Below are 21,777 nucleotides of genomic sequence, written 5' to 3'. Positions count from 1 at the left end.
TCGCAAGGGGAACAGGATGTCGGATCCGATGACAAATTTCGATGAGACGGAGGATATTCTCGCCTCTATCCGTCGGCTGGTCGCGGACAGTCACATTCCCCGAACGGTTACTTCGGGTGAACTGAAAACGCCTTTCGCGAAGGCACAGTCCAAGGATCAGTCGACTTTGAACACGCAGGAACTCGCGCAGTCTGAAGCCGCCGCATCCGACGCGACCTCCAACATTGATGACGCGCCGCTTGTTCTGTCGTCCGACCTTCTAATTGCGCAGGAGGTGCAAGCCACGCCGGCTGGTGAGAGCACCGATCTGGCAGAGGAAGAGGGCAACCTTCCGCCGCTGGTGCTCGGCCCTGAACAAGCCGTAATGGGTGCCGCATCGGATGAGACCCCGTGGCCCGCTGATTTCGACGATACGCCTGAACCAGATGCCGCAAGTCATGTTGCGGGGCTATCCCTTGAGGAACGCATCGCCGAGTTGGAGCAGGCCATTGGTGCTGTCGAGGATGAGTGGGAGCCTGATGGTTCCCTCGATCTCGACGATGAAATTCCCCACGAGGTGCCGCGCGCCTTTACGCAGAAGGCGGTGATGGACGACCACGCCGCGCAGGGCAACGCGCCAAAGGGCGAGGCTGCACAGGATGAGGCGTCGCAGGAGATGCCCGTAGAAACCGCTACTCCTCTCGGCGACAACGTGCATGTTCTGGGCAGTTTCGGCAGCCGTGCTGTGCCCAATCAAGAGCATGCCGAGGCGCCCACGGTCGATGCCATGGAGCAGGACGATCTGGCACCCGTATTCCCCGAGGTCGACGATTTCGCCCCTGCGGGTTTCCATGACGACCCGTCCTCTGCCGCCATCGTGCAGGATGGCGGAGACTTTGCTTTCGATGACGAACTGCCTGAGGTCGAGGAGGAGGCGGAGACGCCTGTCACGCTCGACGAAGCTGCGCTGCGCGCCGTGGTTGCTGATGTGCTTGGCGAGGAGCTGCGCGGTCATTTGGGCGAGCGTATGACGCGTAATATCCGTCGTCTCGTGCGTCGCGAGGTGCAGCGCGCACTCGCAATGCGCGACCTGTCCTGACGGACAGACCGACCAGACCCGCTAAAGCCGAACGCCGCCCGCGAGGGTAAGCAGTGCGTCGAGATCAAGGTGGGTCTCAAGGTGCGCGGCCAAAGCATTCAGCGTTTCTTCGACACCCCCCTCGAAATCCGACAACCCGTCCAGCACGCCGAAGCGCGCGAGATAGGCGTGGCGAAAGGCGTCTGAGGCGAAAAGCCCGTGCAGGTAGCATCCCGTCACGCGCCCGTCCGCGCTCGCAGCCCCTTCGCGCGATCCAGCCACATCGAGCCACCCGCGGTCGCAATCGGGCCCCTTTGTGCGGCCAATATGGATTTCATAGGCGTCGACCTTCGCTCCGCTAGCCAGATCAGTCGCCGTGACGGTTTCGAGGCGTTTGTCGTCGACCATCGTTGTGGTTACATCAAGCAACCCCAGTCCCGCGTGCCGCCCCGCCGCCCCTTCGATCCCGTCGGGATCATCGACCCAAGTGCCGAGCATTTGATATCCGCCGCAAATGCCGAGCACATGCCCGCCGCGCCGCACATGGGCGTGGAGGTCTATGTCCCATCCCTGCGCCTTGAAAAACGCAAGATCGCCTGTTGTGGATTTGGTGCCAGGGATCACGACTAGATCGGCATCGGCGGGCAGGGGGCGTCCTGCCTCCACAATCTCGACCATCACATCAGGCTCTGCCGCGAGCGGATCAAGGTCGTCGAAATTCGCAATCCGCGATAGGCGCGGCACCGCGATCTTGACCCGACCATCGCCGCGGGACGTGATGTCCATCACGTCCTCGGCAGGCAGGCGATGCGCACCCGCAAACCACGGCACGGTGCCAAGATCGGCCCATCCCGTGCGCTCGGCAATCACCGCTGCGCCATCACGGAACAGCCGCACATCGCCACGGAACTTGTTGACGCAGAATGCCTTGATCCGCGTGCGGTCGGCGTCGTCCAGAACGGCATGGGTGCCGACCAGTTGCGCGATCACACCGCCCCTGTCGATATCGCCCACCAAGACCACGGGCACATCTGCCGCCTCGGCAAAACCCATGTTGGCGATGTCGCCCGCGCGCAGGTTAACCTCGGCGGGGCTGCCTGCGCCTTCAATCACAACGATGTCAGCCTGTGCCGCGAGCCGATGGAAGCTCTCCAGAACAGCGGGCATAAGAGTTGATTTCATCGCGCCGTAGTCGCGCGCCTTGAGCGTGGCCACGCGCTTGCCCTGAACGACGACCTGTGCGCCCGTGTCGGTTTCGGGTTTAAGCAGAACAGGGTTCATATCCGTGTGCGGTGCAAGACCACAGGCGCGTGCCTGTAAGGCCTGAGCGCGACCGATTTCGCCACCGTCTTCGGTCACGGCAGCATTGTTCGACATGTTCTGGGGCTTGAACGGTGCGACGCGCAGACCACGCTTTGTCAATGCGCGCGCGATGCCTGCGACAAGCATCGACTTGCCGACATTCGAGCCCGCGCCCTGAACCATGATCGCCTTTGCCACCGTTTCCATCTCCCTCGGCCCGCTCCGACCTGAGTATTGGAGGCGCGCGGAAGACGCAAAGGGTCTTTTCCAAGATCCGAAATCCGGTGCAGTTCCTGCGAATGATAGAGGGTCAGTCTCGCTGTTCCGAACGAAAAACGCGCCACCCATGGGGCGGCGCGTTTTCTCTCAAGAGATAGCAGCGATCTTGGGCAGCAGGATCAGGCCGCTTCGGCCTGTTGCGCATTGCGGCGTTCACTTTCCTCGCGGGAAAGAGCAACCGAGGTGCGCACCCCTTTGCCAACGAATTCCATCAGGCCAGACACAACCCGTTCATTGGGGTCGATACCAGCGCAGGACAGAACTTCGCGCCCGTCACGCGACCGCGCCCAACGCGCGATCTGCTCGGGGCCGTTGCCGTATTTCTTGTCATCGGCGATCGCATCGTCCAGAGCGGCCAGAACCACCGCGGCGAAGAGCTTTCGCGCGCGTTGTCCTTGCTCGTAATTGAATGCGGAGCCGTCAACGAAATCAGCCATTTGAAGTCCTTGTTATATTGGTCTTGTCTTTTCAGGCGCGAAGGGCCTTATGACAGGTTCGATCCGATTCGGATACACCTCAAATGCATAGCTCCTATGCGTTAAGGGCATGTGTCCTCGCGCTATGCTCCTATATCCCGCGCCTTGCGCGGTCACACTGGTCCAGATATAGAGTGCGCCGACTTCCCTTCAACCTTTTGCAAAGGTTTTGACATAATGCCCAAGATTAACGGTAACGAAATTCGTCCCGGAAATGTTCTTGAACACGACGGGGGCCTTTGGGTCGCTGTGAAATGCGACCATGTGAAACCCGGTAAGGGCGGTGCATTTGCGCAGGTGGAGATGAAGAACCTCCGCGACGGCCGCAAACTCAACGAGCGCTTCCGCTCCGCCGATAAGGTCGAGCGTGTGCGCCTTGAGCAAAAAGACCAGCAATTCCTGTTCGAAACGGACGGAATGCTGACCTTTATGGATACAGAGACCTATGAGCAGGTCGAGCTTCCTGCCGATCTTCTGGGCGAGCGTCGCCCCTTCTTGCAGGACGGTATGACGGTGGTGATCGAGTATTATGACACCGAGGCGCTCAACGTGACCTTGCCGCAGAAAGTGACCTGCACCGTGGAAGAGACCGAGCCTGTGGTGAAGGGGCAGACCGCCGCGAACTCCTTCAAGCCCGCGATCCTCGATAATGGCGTGAAGGTTATGGTGCCGCCCTTCGTTGGTCAGGGTGAGGCGATCATCGTGAATACCGAGACAATGGAATATTCCGAGCGCGCCTGAGGGCACGTGATCACAATGAATTGAAAGCCGCCCGCGTGTTCGGGCGGCTTTTTTCGTTCAGCCTTGCGGCCTGTAGGTCACGGTTGCATCTCCTGCCGTCATCGGCCCGTTCGCACGGTCGAAGCGCAGATGGGCAATGGCGCGCCCGCCCGACTGGGTAAACAGCGTACCCGCCTCCTTGCCATCTTCTGTCAGCAACGGCGTGCCTACTGGCGCCGAACCGTCGATCACGACCTGAACCAGCCCTTTGCGCAAAGTGGTCTTGTGGTGCATCCGCGCCGTGACCTCTTGGCCTACGTAACAGCCCTTTTTGAAGTTCACCCCCGAGAGCCTCTCGAACCCCGCTTCAAGGATGAAGGTGTCGGGCGTCAATTCAATTCCTGTCTCAGGGATCACATAGGCCACGCGCAGGGCGTCCCAGTCGATCGTCTCATCACCCTCGCGTCCGTCATAAGCGCGCCAGCCAAGGCCTTCGTGGCGCGGATCGGCAAAGGCGCCTTCGGGCGTGGGACCAAGCCCGCGCGCAACCTTGCGGTCGGTTGTCTCGACCTGCACATCGGCGCGCAGCTTGTACATGGTGAGGCGCTTGGTCAGTGCATCGGCGTACTCCTCGGCGACATCGACAAGAACGCTGTCTCCTTCGGGAATCAGGAAGAAATCACATAGGAACTTCCCCTGCGGCGTCAGGAGTGCGGTATAGACCGCCCCGTGATCCAGTTCGCCCACGTCGTTGGTCACGATGCCTTGCAGGAATTTGCGGGTATCAGCGCCCGAAAGCGCGAGGATGCGGCGGTGTGTCATGATCTCTCCCATCTCTGCGTTCCTTCATATAGGGAAGAATGGAGACATGAAAAGCGAGAGACCCATGCGCGCGCCGATTTCCGTGATTATCCCGACCCTCAATGCAGCCCCCGCATTGCCCGAAACTTTGGCGCGGGTGATGGCGGGCGTCGATGCGGGGCTGGTGCGCGAGTTGATCATTTCGGATGGCGGTTCTACGGATGATGTCGCGAAACTGGCCGATGCTGTGGGTGCTACATTTGTCACGGGGCCAGCAGGGCGGGGCGGCCAACTGGCGCGCGGGGCAGAGGCGGCGCAGGGCGCGTGGCTGCTTTTTCTCCATGCCGATACACATTTGCCCGCCGAATGGGTTGAGGAGGCGCTCGGACATATTTCGCGCCCCGATGCCGCGCTGGTCTTTTCCCTGTCGTTTCGCAATGCCCCCGAGGCGATGGCGCGGATCACGGCGATGTGGGCGAACCTGCGCACGCGGGCCTTCGGGCTGCCATACGGGGATCAGGCGCTCCTGATCTCTCGCGCGCTCTATGACGAGATCGGGGGCTATCCCGACCAGCCGCTCATGGAAGACGTTGCAATTGCCCGCGCCCTTGGGCGCAAGCGGATCGTTCTTAGCCGTCGCGCCGTCCAAACAGACCCAAGGCGCTACCAATCTGGCGGCTGGCGCGCGCAAGGAAGCCGGAACCTTTGGCGTCTGTTACGCTACCTTTTCGGGGTCGATCCGCAACAACTTGCCCGCGATTACCAGGATCGGTGACGGTTTTCCCTTCCGAGTATTGCAGGCGATAGAGGTCAGCGTAGAGACCGCCGCGCGCGAGCAATTCATCGTGGGTGCCTTGATCGACCACCGTGCCTCTGTCCATCACCACGATCTTGTCTGCGTTTCGGATGGTCGACAGGCGGTGCGCGATGACGAGCGTTGTGCGGTCGCGCGACAACTCCTCAATGGCCTGCTGCACCACTTTCTCCGATTGTGCGTCGAGCGCCGAGGTGGCCTCGTCGAGCAGGAGGATCGGCGCGTCACGCAGGATGGCACGCGCGATTGCGACCCGCTGCCGCTGCCCGCCCGAAAGCGCCGAGCCGCGTGGACCGACCTTGGTGTCCAGCCCGTCGTCGAGCTTTCCGACGAAGGCATCGACATGGGCGGCGTGGAGCGCCTTTTGCAGCGTCTCGTCGCTGACCTCCGCGCCCATCAGGACGTTGTCACGCAGGCTCTCGTCGAAAAGCAGCGCATCTTGCGAGACCACCGAAAACAACCCGCGCAATTCGGCCAGATCAAGGTCGCGTGTGGGGATGCCGCCGATACGGATTTCGCCGCTGTCGGGGTCTGCCAGTCGCGCCAGTAGGTTGAAGATGGTGGACTTCCCCGCACCCGATGCGCCTACGAGCGCCGTGGTCTGACCCGCTTTGGCGGTGAAGTTTGTGCCGTTCAGCACGGGAGCGTCGGTGTAGGAGAAGGCCACGTTATCGAGCTCGATATCGGCTTGTGGCGCAGGGACCGCAAGCGGCACGGGATTGGGGGGAGAGGTGATGGTGGGCTGCTCCGAGAAAACCTCGTGAACTCGTTCGAGTGCAGCCATAGCGGATTGCCAGACGCCAGAGATATTGCCCAGACGCCGTGCGGGGTCGATGACGAGGCCCAAAGCGGTGAAAAAGGCCATGAATTCGCCCACGGTTTTCTCGCCCGAGATGATTTGCATCCCGCCGAAATAGAGCACGGAGCAAAAACCGAGGCCCGCGACGAAATCGACCAGCGAGGGGATGCCAGCTTGGCCGCGCGCGGCGCGCAGTTCCTCGTTAACATAGTCAAGGACCGAGCGGTGGAACCGCTGTGCCTCACGCTCCTCGGTGCCCGAGAGCTTGACCGAGGTAGCGCCGTGGAAAATCTCGTCCAGACGGTTAGATACGGTGGCTGAGGCGGCGCGTGCGGCTCGCGAATTGCGGCGCACCAGCTTTTGCAGCGTCGAAATCGGGATGGCGATTATAGGCACTGAAATCATCGCGACGGCGGCCCATTGCCAGTCGATCGAGATGCAGACCGCAAGAAGCGAAATGAGGCCGACAACATCTTTGATCAGCGTGGCGAAGATCGTGCCCCAGTGGGTAGAGGCGGCAAGACAGTCGCCCCGCGTGCGCTCAAGCAACACGCCTGGCGGGTGGCGGTGGTGGAAATCGCCATCAAGGGTCAGAACATGCCGCACCAGATCGCTTTGCAGATGCGCGGAGGATTGCAGGCGCACCATGGTCATCAGGATGCGATTGGCAAAGGACGAAAGGGCACGGATCGCGAAAACGCCTAGAACGGCGAGCGACACCCATTTGACCGCGCCAGCATCCGAGGCGACGAGCACCTGATCGAACATGGGCTTGATGAGGTAGGACAGCGCGCCAAGCATCAGCCCTTCGAGCACCATGAAGAGCAATGTGCCGAAGAGCTTCTTCCGCAGAGGTTTGAGGTAGTTTTTGAAGAACCACGTCAGGATTGACCGTTCGGAGGCGCTCTGCGTGCGTGCATCTGGTCCGCCCGCGGTCGCTGGGGGCTGTGCCTGCGCGGGGGCGGCGGTGGTGGTCGTTTTCGCGCGTGCCGCGTCGTGCGTTTTCGCCATGTTCGCTCCAGAGCCTCCTTGGCCCACCAGCGCCGTGGCAGCGCCTGTGTCGGAAAAGATGTAAACGCTCCAATCGCCCGCTTCAATCCCGTGTTTGGAATGCGCTCGTGGATCGGTAGGCCGTGCGCAGATGCAAAGTCGGCCTGCAAAGGCGTCGCATTGACGGGCGCGCGTGGTGGATATAACCCTGTCTGGTCGCGACCAAGACGTGCCCATCCCATCGGTGTTCTGCCCGTGGGTGACGGGTGCGTGGTGTTGCGATTATTCCCTCCCCGCGCCTTCGCCTTGCGAGGGTGCCCCTGTCTAAGGTGCGCGCATGACCCTGTCCAACGGACGCCATTACCTCGCCATTCCTGGCCCCTCCGTGATCCCTGATCCCGTATTACAAGCGATGCATCGGCCCGCGCCGAACATTTATACGGGTGAATTGCACGATATCAGCGATGGCCTCATGGTCGATCTCAAGCGGATTGCGGGAACTGATGGCCATCTCGCGAACTACATCAGCAACGGGCATGGCCTGTGGGAAGCGTCGCTGACCAATCTTCTCTCGCGCGGTGATAAGGTTCTGGCCTGTGTTACGGGCAGTTTCGGCGAAGGCTGGGCAGATGTGGCGAAAAAGCTCGGCGCGCAAGTCGATACGCTTGATTTCGGCAAGCAGGGCCCTGTGGACCCTGCGCGTCTGGAGGAGGCGCTTCGGGCTGATACAAACCATGAAATCAAAGCCGTGATGACCGTGCATGTCGACACCGCAACCTCGGTGCGCAACGACATTCCCGCGATGCGCAAGGCGATTGATGCGGCTGGACACCCTGCGGTCTTTGCGGTGGATTGCATCGCCTCGCTGGGCTGCGAGCGGTTCGAGATGGACAATTGGGGCGTCGACGTGATGATCGCGGCGAGCCAGAAAGGGTTGATGACACCTCCAGGCATGGGGTTCGTCTGGTTCTCGCAAAAGGCAGCCAAGTTGGGCGAAAGCGCGGATATGCGCACGCCCTACTGGGACTGGACCGACCGCGCAAATCCCGAATTCCTCTATCATTTCTATGACGGCACCCCGCCTACCCACCATATCTACGGGCTGCGCAAGGCGGTCGATATGATCTTGGAGGAAGGTCTCGAAAACGTCTGGGCGCGCCATGCGACTTTGGCACGGGCCTATTGGGCCGCACTGGAGCATTGGGGTGAGGAAGGGGCTATTGCCCTCAACATTCCCGAGCGCTCGAACAGGTCACATGCGGTGAGCACTGTGCATATCGGTGGCGGCGACGGGGAGCGCCTGCGTAACTGGCTGACCGAACACCTCGGAATTACCCTTGGCATTTCGCTCGGCTTTGGTGGTTCCTTCGGGGCGGGGACGGGCAATGACCACTTCCGCATTGGTCATATGGGCCATTTCAACGCGCATATGGTTCTGGGCATCTGCGGCGCAATCGAGTCGTCTCTGGTGGCCCTCGATATCCCCCACAAGTCGGGCGGCGTCACGGCAGCCTCGACTTTTCTTGCGCAACTGGGCGCAGACGCGGATGTGACGCCAACAGGCGGCTAAGGCACGGTGCGCGGGCGCCTCGGTTTTATCCGATGGCGTTCAGCGCGGGGCCGAGGCGTGAGGCGAAGATCGCGATTTCTTCAGGCGTGCCAACAGAAACGCGGATATGGCTGTTGAGCGGTGCAACGCCAGGCATACGGATGAATACCCCGCGACGATCAAGCTCGGCCACAAGTGCGCGGGCAAATGCGCCATCGCGGTGCGTATCCATCGCAACGAAGTTGGTCTGTGACGGGCGAGGGGATAGGCCGTGAGCCTTTGCGATCTCGGCAAGCTCCTCGCGCCCTGCTTTGATGCGGGCAACGATATCGGCAAGTCGATCCTGTTCCGCAAGTGAGGCGACAGCCCCCGCCACGGCGATGCGGTTGACGCCGAAATGGTTGCGCACGCGGTCGAAGGCGGCGGCGATTTCGGGATGCGTGATGCCATAGGCTACCCGCGCTCCCGCCATACCATAGGCCTTAGAGAAGGTGCGGAAACGGATCACGCGCGGGTCCATTGGTTCTAGGGCAGGGCGCGTCGCCGCATCGGCAAATTCGGTATAGGCTTCGTCAAGCACCATAAGGCAGCCGTCGGGCAGGGCTTCGATCATCGCCTCGATCCGCGTGGCCGAATGCGCGCCACCCATCGGGTTGTTGGGGTTGGAGATATAGACCAGTTTCGCGCCCGTTTCGCGGGCCTTGGCGATTAGCGCGTCGGGGTCTTCAAGTAGGTCGCGGTAGGGCACGGCGTGGATCGTCCCGCCGAAGCCCGCCACGTGGTAATTGAATGTCGGGTAGGAGCCTGCGGAGGTCACGACCGCATCGCCGCGCTCCACAAAGAGTCGTACGAGATTGCCGAGCAGCCCGTCGATCCCCTCGCCAATCGTGAAATGCGCGTGGTCAATTCCGTAGTGCTCCGACAGAGCGCGAGCCAGCGGCGCATTGTCCGCCATGCCGTATTTCCAGATGCCTCCCACAGCCGCTTTCATCGCGGCCACGGCAGCCGGGGCGGGGCCATAGGACAATTCGTTGGCACCAAGGCGGGCGTCAAACGGTGCGCCGCGTTGTGCCTCCAGCGTCTCGGGCGCCACGAAGGGGACCGTCGAGGGAAGTGAGCGCACAAGCGCGGTCAGGCGGGGATCATCGGTGGTATCAGACATGACCTAGGGATGGTGCATTCCTGCGCGGGCCGCAAGGGTGGATGGGAAAACGGCCCCGCCTGTGATGGGGCGGGGCCGCTGGTCTGTCTTAGAGAGGCGGGTCAGCCCAACTCGGCCAGTCGCGCAATGGCGGCCTTGATTTTGGCCTCTTCCTCTTCGCGCGCGGCGAGGTTTTCTTTTGCTTCCGCCACGACTTCTTCGGGGGCGCTTTCGACGAATTTGGGGTTGTTCAGGCGGCCACGCAGCCCACCCAATTCCTTCGCCAGCTTGCCAAGCGCCTTTTCGAGACGTGCCTTTTCCTCGGCGATGTCGATTACCCCTTCGAGCGGAAGGGCAAAGACGCCGCCCGCTACGGAGATGGTCACAGCGCCTTTGGGCATCGGGCCTTCGGACAGGCTGTCGATGCGGGCGAGCTTCATGATGAGCGCCTCGTTGTTGGCCCAAGCGGTTTTTCCTGCCGCGTCCAGTTCGACCTGAACCATCGGGATTTTCAGGCCCGCAGGCACGTGAACTTCGGCGCGGCTGGAGCGGATGCTCTCGATCAGATCGATCACCCAGTTCATCTCGCGGTCGGCTTCGGCATCCACCAGTTCCGCGCCATAGGTCGGCCAATCGGAGATGGCGAGCATGGGGCGGTCGGCCTTGATCTTCGACCAAAGCTCCTCGGTGATGAAGGGCATGATCGGGTGCAGCATGGTGAGCGCCTGATCCAGCACCCAACCCATCGTTTGACGTGTCTCGGCCTTGGTGGCCTCGTCACCGTCGTAGAAGAGCGGCTTGGACAGTTCCACATACCAGTCGCAGAGCTTGCCCCACACGAAGCCGTAAAGCGCCAATGCCGCGTCGTTGAAGCGGTAGTCGGTGAAGGCGGTATCAACCACCTCGCGCACCTTGGCGGTCTCGCCGATGATCCACTTGTTCACCGTGGCCTGCGGGGCGGGCATGACGGCGGGATCGTAGTGGGTAAAGACCTCGTTCATCTCGGCAAAGCGCGCGGCGTTCCAGATCTTGGTGCCGAAGTTCCGGTAGCCTTTGATGCGATCCACGGAGAGTTTGAGCACACCGCCGATGGAGGCCATCGAGGCGTTGGTGAAGCGCAGCGCATCAGCGCCGTATTCGTCGATGATCTCCAGCGGGTCGATGACGTTGCCCGTGGTCTTGGACATCTTCTTGCCCTTCTCGTCGCGCACGAGCTGGTGCAGGTAGACGGTGTGGAAAGGAACCTCATCCACGACGGCCAGTTGCATCATCATCATGCGGGCAACCCAGAAGAAGAGGATGTCCTGCCCCGTGACCAGAACATCGGTCGGGAAGTATTTCGATGTGCTTTCGTCCCATTCGGGCCAGCCCAGCGTGCCGATCGGCCACAGGCCAGAGGAGAACCACGTGTCCAGCACGTCAGGATCGCGGAACATCGGCAGGTCCATCGGTCCCTCGAAGGAGCGGATCGCGCCCTCGTCATGGGTGTCCATGAGCGGCAGTTGCGACTTGAGCACTTCGGCGGCTTCCTGAGCATCAGCCACAATGCGGAAGGTGGTGCCTTCGGGCGATTGCAGCTTGGCCTTCTCGATGGCCTCCTCTTCGGTCGCAGCGCAGATCGGATACCAGTCCTCTTCGCCCGGGATATACCAGACAGGGATCTGATGCCCCCACCACAGCTGCCGCGAGATGCACCATGGCTCGATATTTTCAAGCCAGTGGTAGAAGGTCTTTTCCCCGCTCTCGGGCATGATCTTTGTCTTGCCAGAACGCACGGCCTCCAGTGCGGGGCCTGCGAGCTTCTCGGCGTCCACATACCACTGATCCGTCAGCATCGGCTCCATGACCACTTTCGAGCGGTCGCAGAAGGGCTGCATGATCGGCTTGTTCTCTACGAAGGGAACACTCTCGGTGACTTCCACATCGTTGCCATCATCGTCCTTGACGTTGCGGGTCACTGTGGTCATCACGGCAAGCCCTTCGTCGGTGATCTGCTTGACCACCGCCTTGCGGGCCTCAAAGCGGTCCAGCCCGCGAAGCTCGTCGGGGACGAGGTTGATCGTGTCGGTTTCGGCCTCGGTCAGCGTGCGCTTGCCCTTGGAGACTTCCATGGCGATAGCCGCCGCCTCAGCGTAGGGGGTGCCGTCGGTGCGCATGGACGCCTTCGTGTCCATCAGGCGATAGAGCGGGATGTTGTTGCGCATCGCCACGCCATAGTCGTTGGCGTCATGTGCGCCCGTAATCTTCACCGCGCCCGAACCGAAATCGGGGTCGGGATATTCGTCGGTGATGATCGGGATCAGACGGCGGTGCTCTTTCGGCCCCACGGGGATTTCGCACAGCTTGCCAACGATGGGCGCATAGCGTTCGTCATCGGGGTGAACGGCCACGGCCCCGTCGCCCAGCATTGTCTCGGGGCGGGTGGTGGCAATAGAGATATAATCGCGCTCTTCCTCGAACACGACATTGCCGTCTTCGTCCTTCTCGACATAGGTGTAGGTCACACCGTCGGCGAGCGGGTATTTGAAGTGCCACATGTGGCCCGCAACTTCGATGTTTTCCACTTCCAGATCGGAGATGGCGGTCTCGAAATGCGGATCCCAGTTCACAAGCCGCTTGCCGCGATAGATGAGACCCTTCTCATACATCTCGACGAAGACCTTGATCACCGCGTCGTGGAAATTGCCTTCCTCACCCGCAGGAGCATTGGGCGCCCCCGACATGGTGAACGCATTGCGCGACCAGTCACAGGAGGAGCCAAGACGTTTGAGTTGGTTGATGATGGTGGAGCCGTATTGCCCCTTCCAGTCCCAAACTTTCTCAAGGAATTTGTCGCGGCCAAGATCGGCGCGTGAGGGCTGGCCTGTCTTGGCTAGCTCTTTTTCCACCATGAGCTGCGTGGCGATGCCCGCGTGGTCCTGACCGGGCTGCCAGAGCGTGTCGAACCCGCGCATCCGGTGCCAGCGCACGAGGATGTCCTGAATGGTGTTGTTGAACGCATGGCCAACGTGAAGCGCGCCCGTCACGTTGGGCGGCGGGATCATGACCGAGAAAGTCTCGTCGCGTTTGGCATTCGCGCCTGCCTTGAAGGCACCCGCTTTTTCCCAAGCGTCATAAATCCGCGTTTCCGCTTCTTTGGCGTCAAAAGGTTTGTCCAGTTCCATAATATCCATGCCCGCAAGTCGCCTCTGATCCTGCGCTGTTTATCGCGCGCGGGAGCCAAGGGAAAGGGCGAAACCTGTGCGGCGACCATGTGCCGCTTCGGGGAGGGGTCACACGCTGCGGTCGAATTTTGTCGACAGGTGGATCAGACTCTCGATATCGGTGACGCCCGACAGCGCTGTAATCCGCTCCAGCGTATCATCGATTTCTTCGGTCGAGCCGCAGGCAATCTGCGCGATCAGGTCCACACGCCCCGTCGATGTGGCTACCATTTCCACTTCGGGGATGGCTTTGAGTTTGGTCACGACGCCCGCCGAACTGCGTGGTTCAATCTCGATCAACACGGTCGCACGCACCCGTCGCGCCTGCATCACGTCGCCGAGCTTGATTGTGTAGCCAGCAATCGTGCCGTTGGTTTCCATACGTTCGAGCCGCGCCTGCACCGTCGAGCGGGCCACTTTGAACCGACGCGCCATGCGCGACACCGAGGTGGAACTGTCCGCCACCATTGCGTTGAGAATCTTCTGATCAAGATCGTCGAGCATTGCGCCCTCCCTGACATCACGTCCCCGTATCCGCGCCGCCTGCCTGCCGCGCTCAATTCACAATTGCAGACATTGGGCGGTGCGAGAGCATAGGGTGGCTGAATATGTCAATTTAACCGACGAAACTAGCAAAATGTTACCACTTCCGAACATTTCAACTCTTTTTATCGGTCAAATCACCGCGCATATAGCGGAAACTGATTACAGGATGACAGGGCGCGTCGATCAGCAGATTCGGACCGCGCACCTGCCCTGGTTTGGATAACCGCGTAAGCGCAATCCCAACCGGAACCCCCGGGCAAGAGAGTGGCTGCGCCTTGTTGGTGAGGATACGCCGATGGGGCTCTCTAATCATATCTGGGCGACGCCCGCCGAATACCTGCGCAACCATGCTCCCGAGCATCCGGTTCTGTTCTTTTCGCCCGAGATCCTCGCGGCGAGTGCGCGTCATTTCCTTGACGCCTTTCCGGGCTTTGTGACCTATGCGGTCAAGGCCAATCCCGACGAGATGGTGCTCGAAAACCTGATCAATGCGGGTATCCGTGGCTTTGACGTGGCCTCTCCCGTGGAGATCGATACGATCCTGCGCCTCGCGCCCGATGCCGCGCTGCACTACAACAACCCCGTGCGCTCGCGCTCCGAGATCAAGCATGCGGTTAACGCAGGTGTGCAATCCTATTCGGTCGACAGCCATTCCGAACTGATCAAACTGGGCGAGTTGGTGCCCGCCGACGGTGTGGAAATCTCCGTGCGGTTCAAACTGCCCGTAGACGGAGCAGCCTATAACTTCGGCGCGAAGTTCGGTGCGACGGTTGAGGCTGCTATTGATCTGGTGCGTCTGGCGGAGCAACTAGGCTTCACGCCCTCGCTGACCTTCCACCCTGGAACGCAATGCACGGACCCGCAGGCGTGGAAAGCCTATATCCATGCCGCAGCAGAGATTGGTCGTGAGGCAGATGTGCAGATCAATCGTCTGAACGTGGGCGGCGGTTTCCCCTCCCATCGTCTGAACGACGTGGTGCCCGAGCTTGACGCGATTTTCGCTTTGATCGAGGCCGAAACCCGCGCCGCATTTGGTGAATGCGCGCCCACGCTGGTCTGCGAACCTGGGCGTGCGATTGTTGCCGAGAGCTTCAGCCTTGCCACCCGCGTCCGCGCGATCCGCGATGATCAGCATGTTTTCATCAACGATGGCATCTATGGAGCGCTCTCCGAGTTGCACCTCGTCGGTGTGATTGACCGCATCGAAGCCTTCGGTCCAGAAGGGCACAAGCGCAACGGCGCGCCTGTCCTGCGCACCGTTTTTGGCCCGACCTGCGACAGCACCGACAAGCTGCCCTCCGACATCGGTTTCCCCGCCGATATGGAAGAAGAGGACCACGTGATGTTCTATGGTGTCGGGGCCTATTCTCTGGCCACCGCGACCCGTTTCAACGGTTTTGGAAACATCACCGTAGAGACCGTGCAAGAGCATCTCGCAGCCCCCGTCGAAGTCGCTGCCTGACGTCACGCGTAATTGCGCCAAATGCACAAGGGTGATGCGCGCCTGACCCCTTTACCTTTGTCCCCCCGCCGCTACTCTCGATAGCGGCGGGGTTTTCATTTGTGACCCTGTGCGCGACAGAGATGGCAAAGGGAGAGGCGCAATGGACAAATTCGGCAAGAGCCAGCCAGTCAAGCGCAAGGAGGACACGCGCTTTCTGACGGGGCAGGGGCGCTATGTGGATGACATCGCGCCTGAGGGGGCGGCCCATGCGATTTTCCTGCGTTCGCCTGTCGCTCATGCCGAGATCACCGAACTGGATGTCGCGGATGCGCGCGAGGCCGAGGGCGTTCTGGCGGTTTTGACCTTTGACGATCTGGAGCCTTCGGGGCTGCACCCTTACCAGAAGGGCGAGGTCATCACCAATGCTGACGGTACGAAGGCGGCGGCTCCCAAACGTCCCATTCTGGCCGAGGGCCGCGTGCGTTATGTGGGCGAACCGATTGCCTGTGTGATCGCCGAAACGCTGGCGCAGGCGCGCGATGCCGCCGAGATGATCATGGTCGACTTCGACGATCTGCCTGTGCATACGGGCCTTGAGACGGGCGGGCCGCAAATCCACGAGGAAGCGCCTGACAATATCGCTTATGACTACGAGAAGGGTGACGGCGCGGAGGTGCGTGCCGCGCTTGAAGGGGCTGTGCATCGCGTCACGGTTCCCGTCTACGACAACCGCGTGATGATCGCGCCGATGGAGCCGCGCGGGGCTTTCGCCGAATGGGGCGAGGACGGGCGGGTGCATCTTTCATTTGGTGGTCAGGGCGTGTGGGGGATGAAAGGCGATCTGGCGGAAAACCTGCGCATTGACCCCGAGATGGTGCGCATCACCAACCCTGATGTCGGTGGCGGTTTCGGCCTCAAGGGGATGCCGTTCCCCGAGTATTTCGTCCTCGCGATTGCCGCCAAGGTCGTCGGCCGCCCCGTGCGCTGGATGTCCGAGCGCACCGAAGGGATGCTGTCGGATCATGCGGGACGTGATTTGATATCCATCTGTGAATTGGGCTTTGACGAGGATCATAAATTGATCGCCTACGCGGTGGACACGATCTCCAACCTCGGTGCCTACAACTCGCATTTCGGTCAGGCGATCCAGTCGGCGCTTTTCGAAAAAGTGCTCATGGGCACCTATGATTGCCAGAATGCTCATCTGCGTGTGCGGGGCATCTATACTAACACTACGCTGGTCGACGCCTATCGCGGTGCGGGGCGGCCAGAGGCGATCTTTGCACTGGAACGCGCGATGGATCAGGCCGCACGCGAATTGGGCGTCGATCCTGTCACGCTCAGGCGCAAGAACTTCATTCCCGTCGATGCCTTCCCCTACAGCACCGCCACAGGTGAGCTTTACGACGTCGGTGATTTCAACAAGGTGCTGATGCGCGGTCTGACCGAGGCCGATTGGGATGGATTTGCCGTGCGCAAGGCGGCGTCCGAGGCTGCGGGCAAACTGCGCGGGCGGGGGCTATGCTACTATATCGAGAGCATTTTGGGGGATGCCGATGAGTGGGCTCATGTCGAGTTCCGCGAGGATGGCGGCGTCAATCTCTATGTTGGCACCCAGTCGAACGGGCAGGGGCACGAGACTGTCTATGCCCAGTTCCTCGCCGACCAAACGGGCATTCCCGCCGAAATGATCGACGTTGTGCAGGGTGACAGTGACCGTATCCCGTCGGGCGGTGGCACGGGTGGATCTCGCTCGGTGACAACGCAGAACAACGCGACGCTGAAAACCGTTGAGATGATCGTCACGCGGATGCAGGCCTTTCTCGCGGAACGCTTCGGCGGGGCGGTGGACTTCGACGACGAACGCTTCCGCATCGAAGGCACCAACGAGACGCCGACCATGCTGGAGGTGGCCGCCCTTGCGCGTGAGGCGGGGCGTGACGATCTTCTGTCCGTGCGCCAGCAGGCAGTGCTTGACGGTCGCTCCTATCCCAACGGCTGCCATGTCGCCGAGGTCGAGATCGATCCGGAGACAGGACGGACGCAGGTTGTCAAATACAGCGTAACGGATGATTTCGGAAATCTTATCAATCCCATGCTCGCGGAGGGGCAGGTCCACGGCGGTGTCGCGCAGGGCATCGGGCAGGCGCTGACGGAGATGGTGGTCTATGATGAGGATGGCCAACTTCTGACCGCCTCCTTCATGGACTACGCAATGCCGCGCGCGGATGATGTTCCCTTTGTCAAATTCATCTCGGAACCCGTTCCCTCCACCCATAATGCTATGGGGATGAAGGGCTGCGGCGAGGCGGGGACCGTGGGGGCACTGGCCGCCGTGGCAAATGCCGTGACGGATGCGCTGTGGCCTCTTGGTGTGCGGCAGATCGACATGCCGTTTACGCCAGAGAAGGTCTGGCGCGCGCTCAACACCGCACAGAATGGAGCGGAGATTGCCGCGCAGTGATAGTCTAGCGGGGCGCATCGCGCGCCTCTTCACCTTCCGTCAAAAGGTCCACACGTCGGGCGGTCAACACCGTCGCGGACCGATGACGCATGTCATCGTGATCGACGGAACCATGTCCTCGCTGGAGCGTGGGCGGGAGACCAACGCGGGGCTGACCTATCGGCTGTGCACCGAGATGGCCGAGGGGGCGCAGGGTGCCAATATGCTGGTGCGCTACGAGGCGGGTATTCAATGGCGGACGTGGCGCGACGCGCGCAGTGTCATCGAAGGCCGCGGCATCAACCAGCAGATCAAACGCGTCTACGGCGCGCTTGCCTCACGGTATCATCCTGGTGATCGGATCTACCTCTTTGGCTATTCTCGGGGTGCCTATGCGGTGCGCTCGCTGTCGGGACTGATCGACACGGTGGGGCTGCTCAAGGCCGAACATGCGACCGAAAACAACATCACTACCGCTTTTCGCCACTATCAATCGGACCCGACGCGCGCGTCCGCAGTGGCATTCTCGAATGCCTACTGCCATGCAAAGACGCCCATTGCCTTTCTGGGGGTCTGGGACACGGTGTCGGCGGTCGGATTGCACTTCCCGATCCTGTGGCGTTTCTCGTCGGTCTTTCACACCTTCCACGACCAGTTTCCCGCGCGCTGTGTTCGCGCCGCCTATCACGCGCTCGCCCGCAACGAACGCCGTCGTGCCTATGCGCCCGTTATGTTCAAAACCAATCCCGACAACCCTGACCAGAAGCTGGTGCAGATGTGGTTTCGCGGGTCGCACGGCGATGTCGGCGGGCAGGTTGGCGATGACGAGTTGGCGCGTAAATTGGCCAATGTGACGTTGGTTTGGATGCTGGATAAGGCCGAGAGCCACGGCCTTGAGCTGCCGCGCGACTGGCGGACGCGGTTTCTCGGCGATCCGCAGGCGCGATCTGCGGGGATGAACCGCGGGTGGGGCAAGCTCTTCTGGCTGCGGGTGGAACGCGAGGTTGGCGCCGACCCATCGGAGATTGTCCACCCCGCCGCGCGATGAGCTGGCAGGGTGTGTGCGTGGTTCGCGTAGGCTTAAGCGCCCGCGATGCCGAGGTTGGCGAGCACGGCTTTCGACAGGCCAGGACGGTTGAGCGTGTAGAAATGCAGATCCTCGACGCCGCCCTCGATCAACCGTTCGCAAAGTTTCGTCGACAGATCGATTGACAGCGCCTCGCTGTCATTGCCCGCCGCGTCGAATGCTTCTTCGATATGCGTTGGCACCGTCATGCCGCAGGTTGCGGCAAAGCGTTTCAATCCGCCGAGCGAAACGATGGGAAGAATGCCCGGAATGATCTTGCCCGTGATTCCCTCTGACGCCGCGCGGTCGCGGAAGCGGAAGAAGGTATCAGGCTCGAAGAAGAACTGGGTAATGGCCGAATCCGCGCCCGCCTCAAACTTCCGCTTGAGCCAGAGCACATCGGCGTTTTCGTCGGCGGCTTCGGGATGCGGGTCGGGATAGGCGCCTACGCGCAGGGTAAAACGACCTGTCTCCGCGAGCGCCTCAATCAGCTCGACCGAATTGGCAAACCCGTCCTCGTGTGGTTCGAACTGCCCCTTGTCCTTGGGCGGATCACCTCGCAGCGCCACGATTTCGGTCACGCCTGCATCCGCATAAGCATTTGCAATTTCGAGCGTTTCCGCGCGGGTGGCATCAACGCAGGTGAGGTGCGCGGCCACGTTGAGGTCGAATTTCTTGTGGAGCAATTCCACAGCCTCATGCGTCAGCGTTCGAGTGGTCCCGCCCGCGCCATATGTCACCGAGACGAAGGAGGGATGCGTGGAATGCAGCGCGTTGACGGTCTCGAACAGACCGAAGGCAGCCCCCATGTTCTTGGGCGGAAAGAACTCGAAAGAGATGTTGGGCGCGGTGGCCATGGGCTAGTCCTCGTGTCAATTTGGAGGCTCTTGTCTCACGACACGCTCTGTGAGACAAATTCATAATTCTCAAGTTGAACATGAGCGGGCTTCACATTCATGCATCTCGAATTTCGCCATCTCAGAACCATCAAGGCCATCCACGAGGCGGGCGGGCTGGCGCGTGCCGCTGATCGGTTGAACATTACCCAATCCGCCCTTTCGCATCAGGTGAAGGGGTTGGAAGATCAAGCGGGCGTTGAGTTGTTTGTGCGCCGCTCGAAACCACTGAAACTGTCGGCGGCGGGGATGAAGCTCTTGGCTCTGGCCGAGGAAATCTTGCCGAAGATCGAAGCCGTCGAGGCGGAGTTTCTCGGGATCGAGGATGGCACGGCGGGGCGGTTGCACATCGCCATCGAATGCCACGCCTGTTTCGACTGGCTGATGCCGGTGCTTGACCAGTTCCGCAAGATCTGGCCCGATATCGACGTGGACATCCGCCTCCGTCTGGCTTTTGGTGCTCTGCCCGCGCTGGTCAAGGAGGAGGTCGATCTGGTCATTTCCTCAGACCCCGATGCGGGCGAGGGGGTGCAGTTCATCCCGCTTTTCGACTACGCGCCTAAATGCGTGATGTCGTCGAAAAACCCGTTGGCTGAAAAGGCATATGTCGACGCGGAGGACTTTGCCTCCCAAACGCTCTTTACCTACCCGATGGACCGCGCGCGCCTTGATGTATTCAAGGAATTGCTCACGCCCGCAGGTGTTGAGCCCGCCCATGTGCGACAGGTGGAGTTGACCGATGTGATCCTGATGCTCGTTGCCTCCAACCGTGGTGTTGCGGTGATGCCCGATTGGGTCATGCGCGACATTCGCGATCATGCCGATTACGCCGTGCGCCCGCTGACCAAAGAGGGGCGGACGCGGCGGCTCTATGCGGCGGTGCGTGACGAGGACGCGGCCAAGCCCTACATGGCCCATTTCATTCGCATTGCAAAAACCGAGGCGGTGAAATTGCAACGCTGAGCGGAGCCTTAACGCCACCACGCATTCGCGCTTCACATCGTGTCGGACGTGGCGTATACGCCCCATTTAAACGACCAATCGGAGCCGATCCATGCAAGGCAGCGCAAATCTCAACATCATGATCAAAGCCGCCCGCGCGGCAGGCCGCTCGCTGGTCAAGGATTTCCGCGAAGTCGAGGCGCTGACCGTCACCGCCAAAGGGGCGGGTGATTTTGTGTCCCGCGCCGACATCCGCGCCGAAGAGATCGTCCGCGACACGCTCATGGAGGCGCGCCCGAATTACGGTTGGGTCGGTGAAGAGAGCAAGCCGGTCGAGGGCAAAGACCCCACCCGCCGCTGGATCGTCGATCCGCTCGACGGCACGACGAACTTCCTGCATGGCCTGCCGCATTGGGCAGTGTCGATCGCGCTGGAGCATAAGGGCGAGATCGTCTCCGCCGTTGTCTTCGATCCCGCGAAGTCCGAACTGTTCTGGGCTGAGAAAGGTGCAGGCGCGTGGATGAACGAGACCCGTATCCGCGTGTCGCAGCGTGGCAAGCTGATCGAGTCGATTTTTGCCACTGGGCTGCCTTTCGGCGGACGTGCCGATCTGCCAGCGACCCTACAGGATCTTGCGCGTATCTTGCCGACCTGCGCGGGCGTCCGTCGCTACGGGGCCGCCGCGCTCGATCTCGCCTATGTGGCTGCTGGACGCTACGACGGGTTCTGGGAACGTCGTCTGAATTCGTGGGACATGGCCGCAGGACTTCTCCTCGTGAAAGAGGCAGGCGGTTTGGTTGAGCCCATTAACCCTGAAGGCGACTGCATTGCCGATGGCGAAGTGGTCTGCGCAAACGAGCCAGTGTTCGACCGATTTGCCGCCCTCGTGCGAAACACCTGATTTTCTTTGACACTTGTAAGGTGAGCTGCGCTCGGCAGGCGTGGCCCTATCCGCTCGTCTTGTTTTGACCGTATGGTTAACGGTTTCACCCAAGATCAACGTTTTCATGCCCCATTTTTGCCTATTTCGACTGGTTATTTCGGGGAAATGCATGGAGACAGATTCAGTGGCTTACATCAAAAACGCAATTTCCCGCTTTCATAAAAGCGAGGCTGGTGCCGTAACGGTGGATTGGGTCGTGTTGACCTCGGCGATTGTCGGTCTGGGCATCGCTGTGATGTTGGTGATTAGTTCGGGTACCACCGAATTTGCCGAGACGATTAACAGCGATCTCGAAAATGATGTCTATGACGCCGTAAAAGCGGCGACAGAACAGAATTAGTCCCTACGCGCTTGTGCGCAGCGAGA

At 60.9% G+C, this 21,777-nt stretch carries 17 protein-coding genes and 1 pseudogene; 10 read left to right on the top strand and 8 right to left on the bottom strand.

The window, feature by feature from the left end:
• Nucleotides 1-28: 28 nt before the first annotated feature.
• Nucleotides 29-1,078, top strand: coding sequence for a hypothetical protein (locus tag ACN0SC_RS02545; protein ID WP_417248096.1), 1,050 nt, complete (start codon nt 29-31; stop codon nt 1,076-1,078).
• A gap of 21 nt (nt 1,079-1,099) precedes the next feature.
• Here ACN0SC_RS02545 and ACN0SC_RS02540 read toward each other — a convergent pair whose 3' ends face one another.
• Both ACN0SC_RS02540 and ACN0SC_RS02535 read right to left on the bottom strand, forming a co-directional pair.
• On the bottom strand, nt 1,100-2,557 hold the full coding sequence (locus ACN0SC_RS02540; RefSeq protein WP_417248095.1) for a cobyric acid synthase: 1,458 nt from the start codon (nt 2,555-2,557) through the stop codon (nt 1,100-1,102).
• A gap of 200 nt (nt 2,558-2,757) precedes the next feature.
• Entirely contained in the window at nt 2,758-3,075 is a 318-nt protein-coding gene (locus ACN0SC_RS02535) for a DUF6280 family protein (protein ID WP_417248094.1), read from the bottom strand.
• A 216-nt stretch (nt 3,076-3,291) separates the two neighbouring features.
• On the opposite strand from ACN0SC_RS02535, the gene efp reads away from it, so the two are divergent.
• Nucleotides 3,292-3,855: an elongation factor P gene (gene efp / locus ACN0SC_RS02530; protein ID WP_417248093.1), complete on the top strand. Its 564-nt coding sequence runs from the start codon at nt 3,292-3,294 to the stop codon at nt 3,853-3,855.
• 57 nt (nt 3,856-3,912) lie between these two features.
• Here the strand turns inward: efp and ACN0SC_RS02525 are convergent, their stop codons facing one another.
• Complete coding sequence (locus tag ACN0SC_RS02525) at nt 3,913-4,656, bottom strand: YgfZ/GcvT domain-containing protein (RefSeq protein ID WP_417248092.1); 744 nt, start codon at nt 4,654-4,656, stop codon at nt 3,913-3,915.
• Here ACN0SC_RS02525 and ACN0SC_RS02520 point away from each other — a divergent pair.
• Nucleotides 4,595-5,338: pseudogene (locus ACN0SC_RS02520) on the top strand (TIGR04283 family arsenosugar biosynthesis glycosyltransferase); the annotation flags it as partial. The gene ACN0SC_RS02525 and the pseudogene ACN0SC_RS02520 sit on opposite strands and share 62 nt — an antisense overlap.
• Here the strand turns inward: ACN0SC_RS02520 and ACN0SC_RS02515 are convergent.
• Nucleotides 5,265-7,259 carry an ABC transporter ATP-binding protein gene (locus tag ACN0SC_RS02515; protein WP_417248091.1) on the bottom strand — a complete coding sequence of 665 codons (1,995 nt, stop codon included), beginning with the start codon at nt 7,257-7,259 and terminating at the stop codon, nt 5,265-5,267. The pseudogene ACN0SC_RS02520 and the gene ACN0SC_RS02515 overlap by 74 nt on opposite strands.
• Before the next feature lie 316 nt (nt 7,260-7,575).
• Here ACN0SC_RS02515 and ACN0SC_RS02510 point away from each other — a divergent pair, with 316 nt between their 5' ends.
• A complete protein-coding gene (locus ACN0SC_RS02510; RefSeq protein ID WP_417248090.1) occupies nt 7,576-8,808 on the top strand; it encodes a pyridoxal-phosphate-dependent aminotransferase family protein in 1,233 nt (410 codons plus the stop codon).
• A 25-nt stretch (nt 8,809-8,833) separates the two neighbouring features.
• Here ACN0SC_RS02510 and ACN0SC_RS02505 read toward each other — a convergent pair whose 3' ends face one another.
• The 3 genes from ACN0SC_RS02505 to ACN0SC_RS02495 form a co-directional block, all read right to left on the bottom strand.
• Nucleotides 8,834-9,949: a pyridoxal phosphate-dependent aminotransferase gene (locus ACN0SC_RS02505; protein WP_417248089.1), complete on the bottom strand. Its 1,116-nt coding sequence runs from the start codon at nt 9,947-9,949 to the stop codon at nt 8,834-8,836.
• A gap of 101 nt (nt 9,950-10,050) precedes the next feature.
• Nucleotides 10,051-13,092, bottom strand: a complete 3,042-nt coding sequence (locus tag ACN0SC_RS02500; protein WP_417248542.1) for a valine--tRNA ligase — start codon at nt 13,090-13,092, stop codon at nt 10,051-10,053.
• Nucleotides 13,093-13,200: 108 nt separating this feature from the next.
• Nucleotides 13,201-13,635, bottom strand: coding sequence for an Lrp/AsnC family transcriptional regulator (locus tag ACN0SC_RS02495; protein ID WP_417248088.1), 435 nt, complete (start codon nt 13,633-13,635; stop codon nt 13,201-13,203).
• 337 nt (nt 13,636-13,972) lie between these two features.
• Between ACN0SC_RS02495 and ACN0SC_RS02490 the strand changes: the two genes are divergently transcribed.
• The 3 genes from ACN0SC_RS02490 to ACN0SC_RS02480 all read left to right on the top strand — a co-directional run bounded on the left by ACN0SC_RS02490 (nt 13,973) and on the right by ACN0SC_RS02480 (nt 18,612).
• Nucleotides 13,973-15,139 carry a type III PLP-dependent enzyme gene (locus ACN0SC_RS02490; protein WP_417248087.1) on the top strand — a complete coding sequence of 389 codons (1,167 nt, stop codon included), beginning with the start codon at nt 13,973-13,975 and terminating at the stop codon, nt 15,137-15,139.
• Between the two features lie 142 nt (nt 15,140-15,281).
• Entirely contained in the window at nt 15,282-17,585 is a 2,304-nt protein-coding gene (locus ACN0SC_RS02485; RefSeq protein ID WP_417248086.1) for a xanthine dehydrogenase family protein molybdopterin-binding subunit, read from the top strand.
• Nucleotides 17,572-18,612 carry a DUF2235 domain-containing protein gene (locus ACN0SC_RS02480; protein ID WP_417248085.1) on the top strand — a complete coding sequence of 347 codons (1,041 nt, stop codon included), beginning with the start codon at nt 17,572-17,574 and terminating at the stop codon, nt 18,610-18,612. The genes ACN0SC_RS02485 and ACN0SC_RS02480 overlap by 14 nt, the downstream gene beginning before the upstream one ends.
• A gap of 32 nt (nt 18,613-18,644) precedes the next feature.
• Here ACN0SC_RS02480 and metF read toward each other — a convergent pair whose 3' ends face one another.
• The gene (gene metF / locus ACN0SC_RS02475) at nt 18,645-19,487 is read right to left on the bottom strand and encodes a methylenetetrahydrofolate reductase [NAD(P)H] (protein WP_417248084.1); all 843 of its coding nucleotides are present in this window, start codon (nt 19,485-19,487) and stop codon (nt 18,645-18,647) included.
• Nucleotides 19,488-19,586: 99 nt separating this feature from the next.
• Here metF and ACN0SC_RS02470 point away from each other — a divergent pair, with 99 nt between their 5' ends.
• The 3 genes from ACN0SC_RS02470 to ACN0SC_RS02460 all read left to right on the top strand — a co-directional run bounded on the left by ACN0SC_RS02470 (nt 19,587) and on the right by ACN0SC_RS02460 (nt 21,751).
• Complete coding sequence (locus tag ACN0SC_RS02470) at nt 19,587-20,489, top strand: LysR family transcriptional regulator (RefSeq protein ID WP_417248083.1); 903 nt, start codon at nt 19,587-19,589, stop codon at nt 20,487-20,489.
• Nucleotides 20,490-20,580: 91 nt separating this feature from the next.
• On the top strand, nt 20,581-21,369 hold the full coding sequence (locus ACN0SC_RS02465; RefSeq protein ID WP_417248082.1) for an inositol monophosphatase family protein: 789 nt from the start codon (nt 20,581-20,583) through the stop codon (nt 21,367-21,369).
• Nucleotides 21,370-21,520: 151 nt separating this feature from the next.
• The gene (locus tag ACN0SC_RS02460; protein WP_417248081.1) at nt 21,521-21,751 is read left to right on the top strand and encodes a pilus assembly protein; all 231 of its coding nucleotides are present in this window, start codon (nt 21,521-21,523) and stop codon (nt 21,749-21,751) included.
• Nucleotides 21,752-21,777 lie beyond the last annotated feature (26 nt).

Source organism: Celeribacter sp. (assembly GCF_048261515.1).
Taxonomy (GTDB): domain Bacteria; phylum Pseudomonadota; class Alphaproteobacteria; order Rhodobacterales; family Rhodobacteraceae; genus Celeribacter.
The sequence above is the reverse complement of the archived record's forward strand: the minus strand, read 5'-3'. Positions and strand labels throughout refer to the sequence as shown.

Bases quoted from the DNA above. Each gene is read 5' to 3' on its own strand.
- ACN0SC_RS02545 (WP_417248096.1), top strand. From the start codon at position 29: ATGACAAATTTCGATGAGACGGAGGATATTCTCGCCTCTATCCGTCGG.
- ACN0SC_RS02535 (WP_417248094.1), bottom strand. From the start codon at position 3,075: ATGGCTGATTTCGTTGACGGCTCCGCATTCAATTACGAGCAAGGACAA.
- efp (WP_417248093.1), top strand. From the start codon at position 3,292: ATGCCCAAGATTAACGGTAACGAAATTCGTCCCGGAAATGTTCTTGAA.
- ACN0SC_RS02525 (WP_417248092.1), bottom strand. From the start codon at position 4,656: ATGACACACCGCCGCATCCTCGCGCTTTCGGGCGCTGATACCCGCAAA.
- ACN0SC_RS02515 (WP_417248091.1), bottom strand. From the start codon at position 7,259: ATGGCGAAAACGCACGACGCGGCACGCGCGAAAACGACCACCACCGCC.
- ACN0SC_RS02510 (WP_417248090.1), top strand. From the start codon at position 7,576: ATGACCCTGTCCAACGGACGCCATTACCTCGCCATTCCTGGCCCCTCC.
- ACN0SC_RS02505 (WP_417248089.1), bottom strand. From the start codon at position 9,949: ATGTCTGATACCACCGATGATCCCCGCCTGACCGCGCTTGTGCGCTCA.
- ACN0SC_RS02500 (WP_417248542.1), bottom strand. From the start codon at position 13,092: ATGGAACTGGACAAACCTTTTGACGCCAAAGAAGCGGAAACGCGGATT.
- ACN0SC_RS02495 (WP_417248088.1), bottom strand. From the start codon at position 13,635: ATGCTCGACGATCTTGATCAGAAGATTCTCAACGCAATGGTGGCGGAC.
- ACN0SC_RS02490 (WP_417248087.1), top strand. From the start codon at position 13,973: ATGGGGCTCTCTAATCATATCTGGGCGACGCCCGCCGAATACCTGCGC.
- ACN0SC_RS02485 (WP_417248086.1), top strand. From the start codon at position 15,282: ATGGACAAATTCGGCAAGAGCCAGCCAGTCAAGCGCAAGGAGGACACG.
- metF (WP_417248084.1), bottom strand. From the start codon at position 19,487: ATGGCCACCGCGCCCAACATCTCTTTCGAGTTCTTTCCGCCCAAGAAC.
- ACN0SC_RS02470 (WP_417248083.1), top strand. From the start codon at position 19,587: ATGCATCTCGAATTTCGCCATCTCAGAACCATCAAGGCCATCCACGAG.
- ACN0SC_RS02465 (WP_417248082.1), top strand. From the start codon at position 20,581: ATGCAAGGCAGCGCAAATCTCAACATCATGATCAAAGCCGCCCGCGCG.
- ACN0SC_RS02460 (WP_417248081.1), top strand. From the start codon at position 21,521: ATGGAGACAGATTCAGTGGCTTACATCAAAAACGCAATTTCCCGCTTT.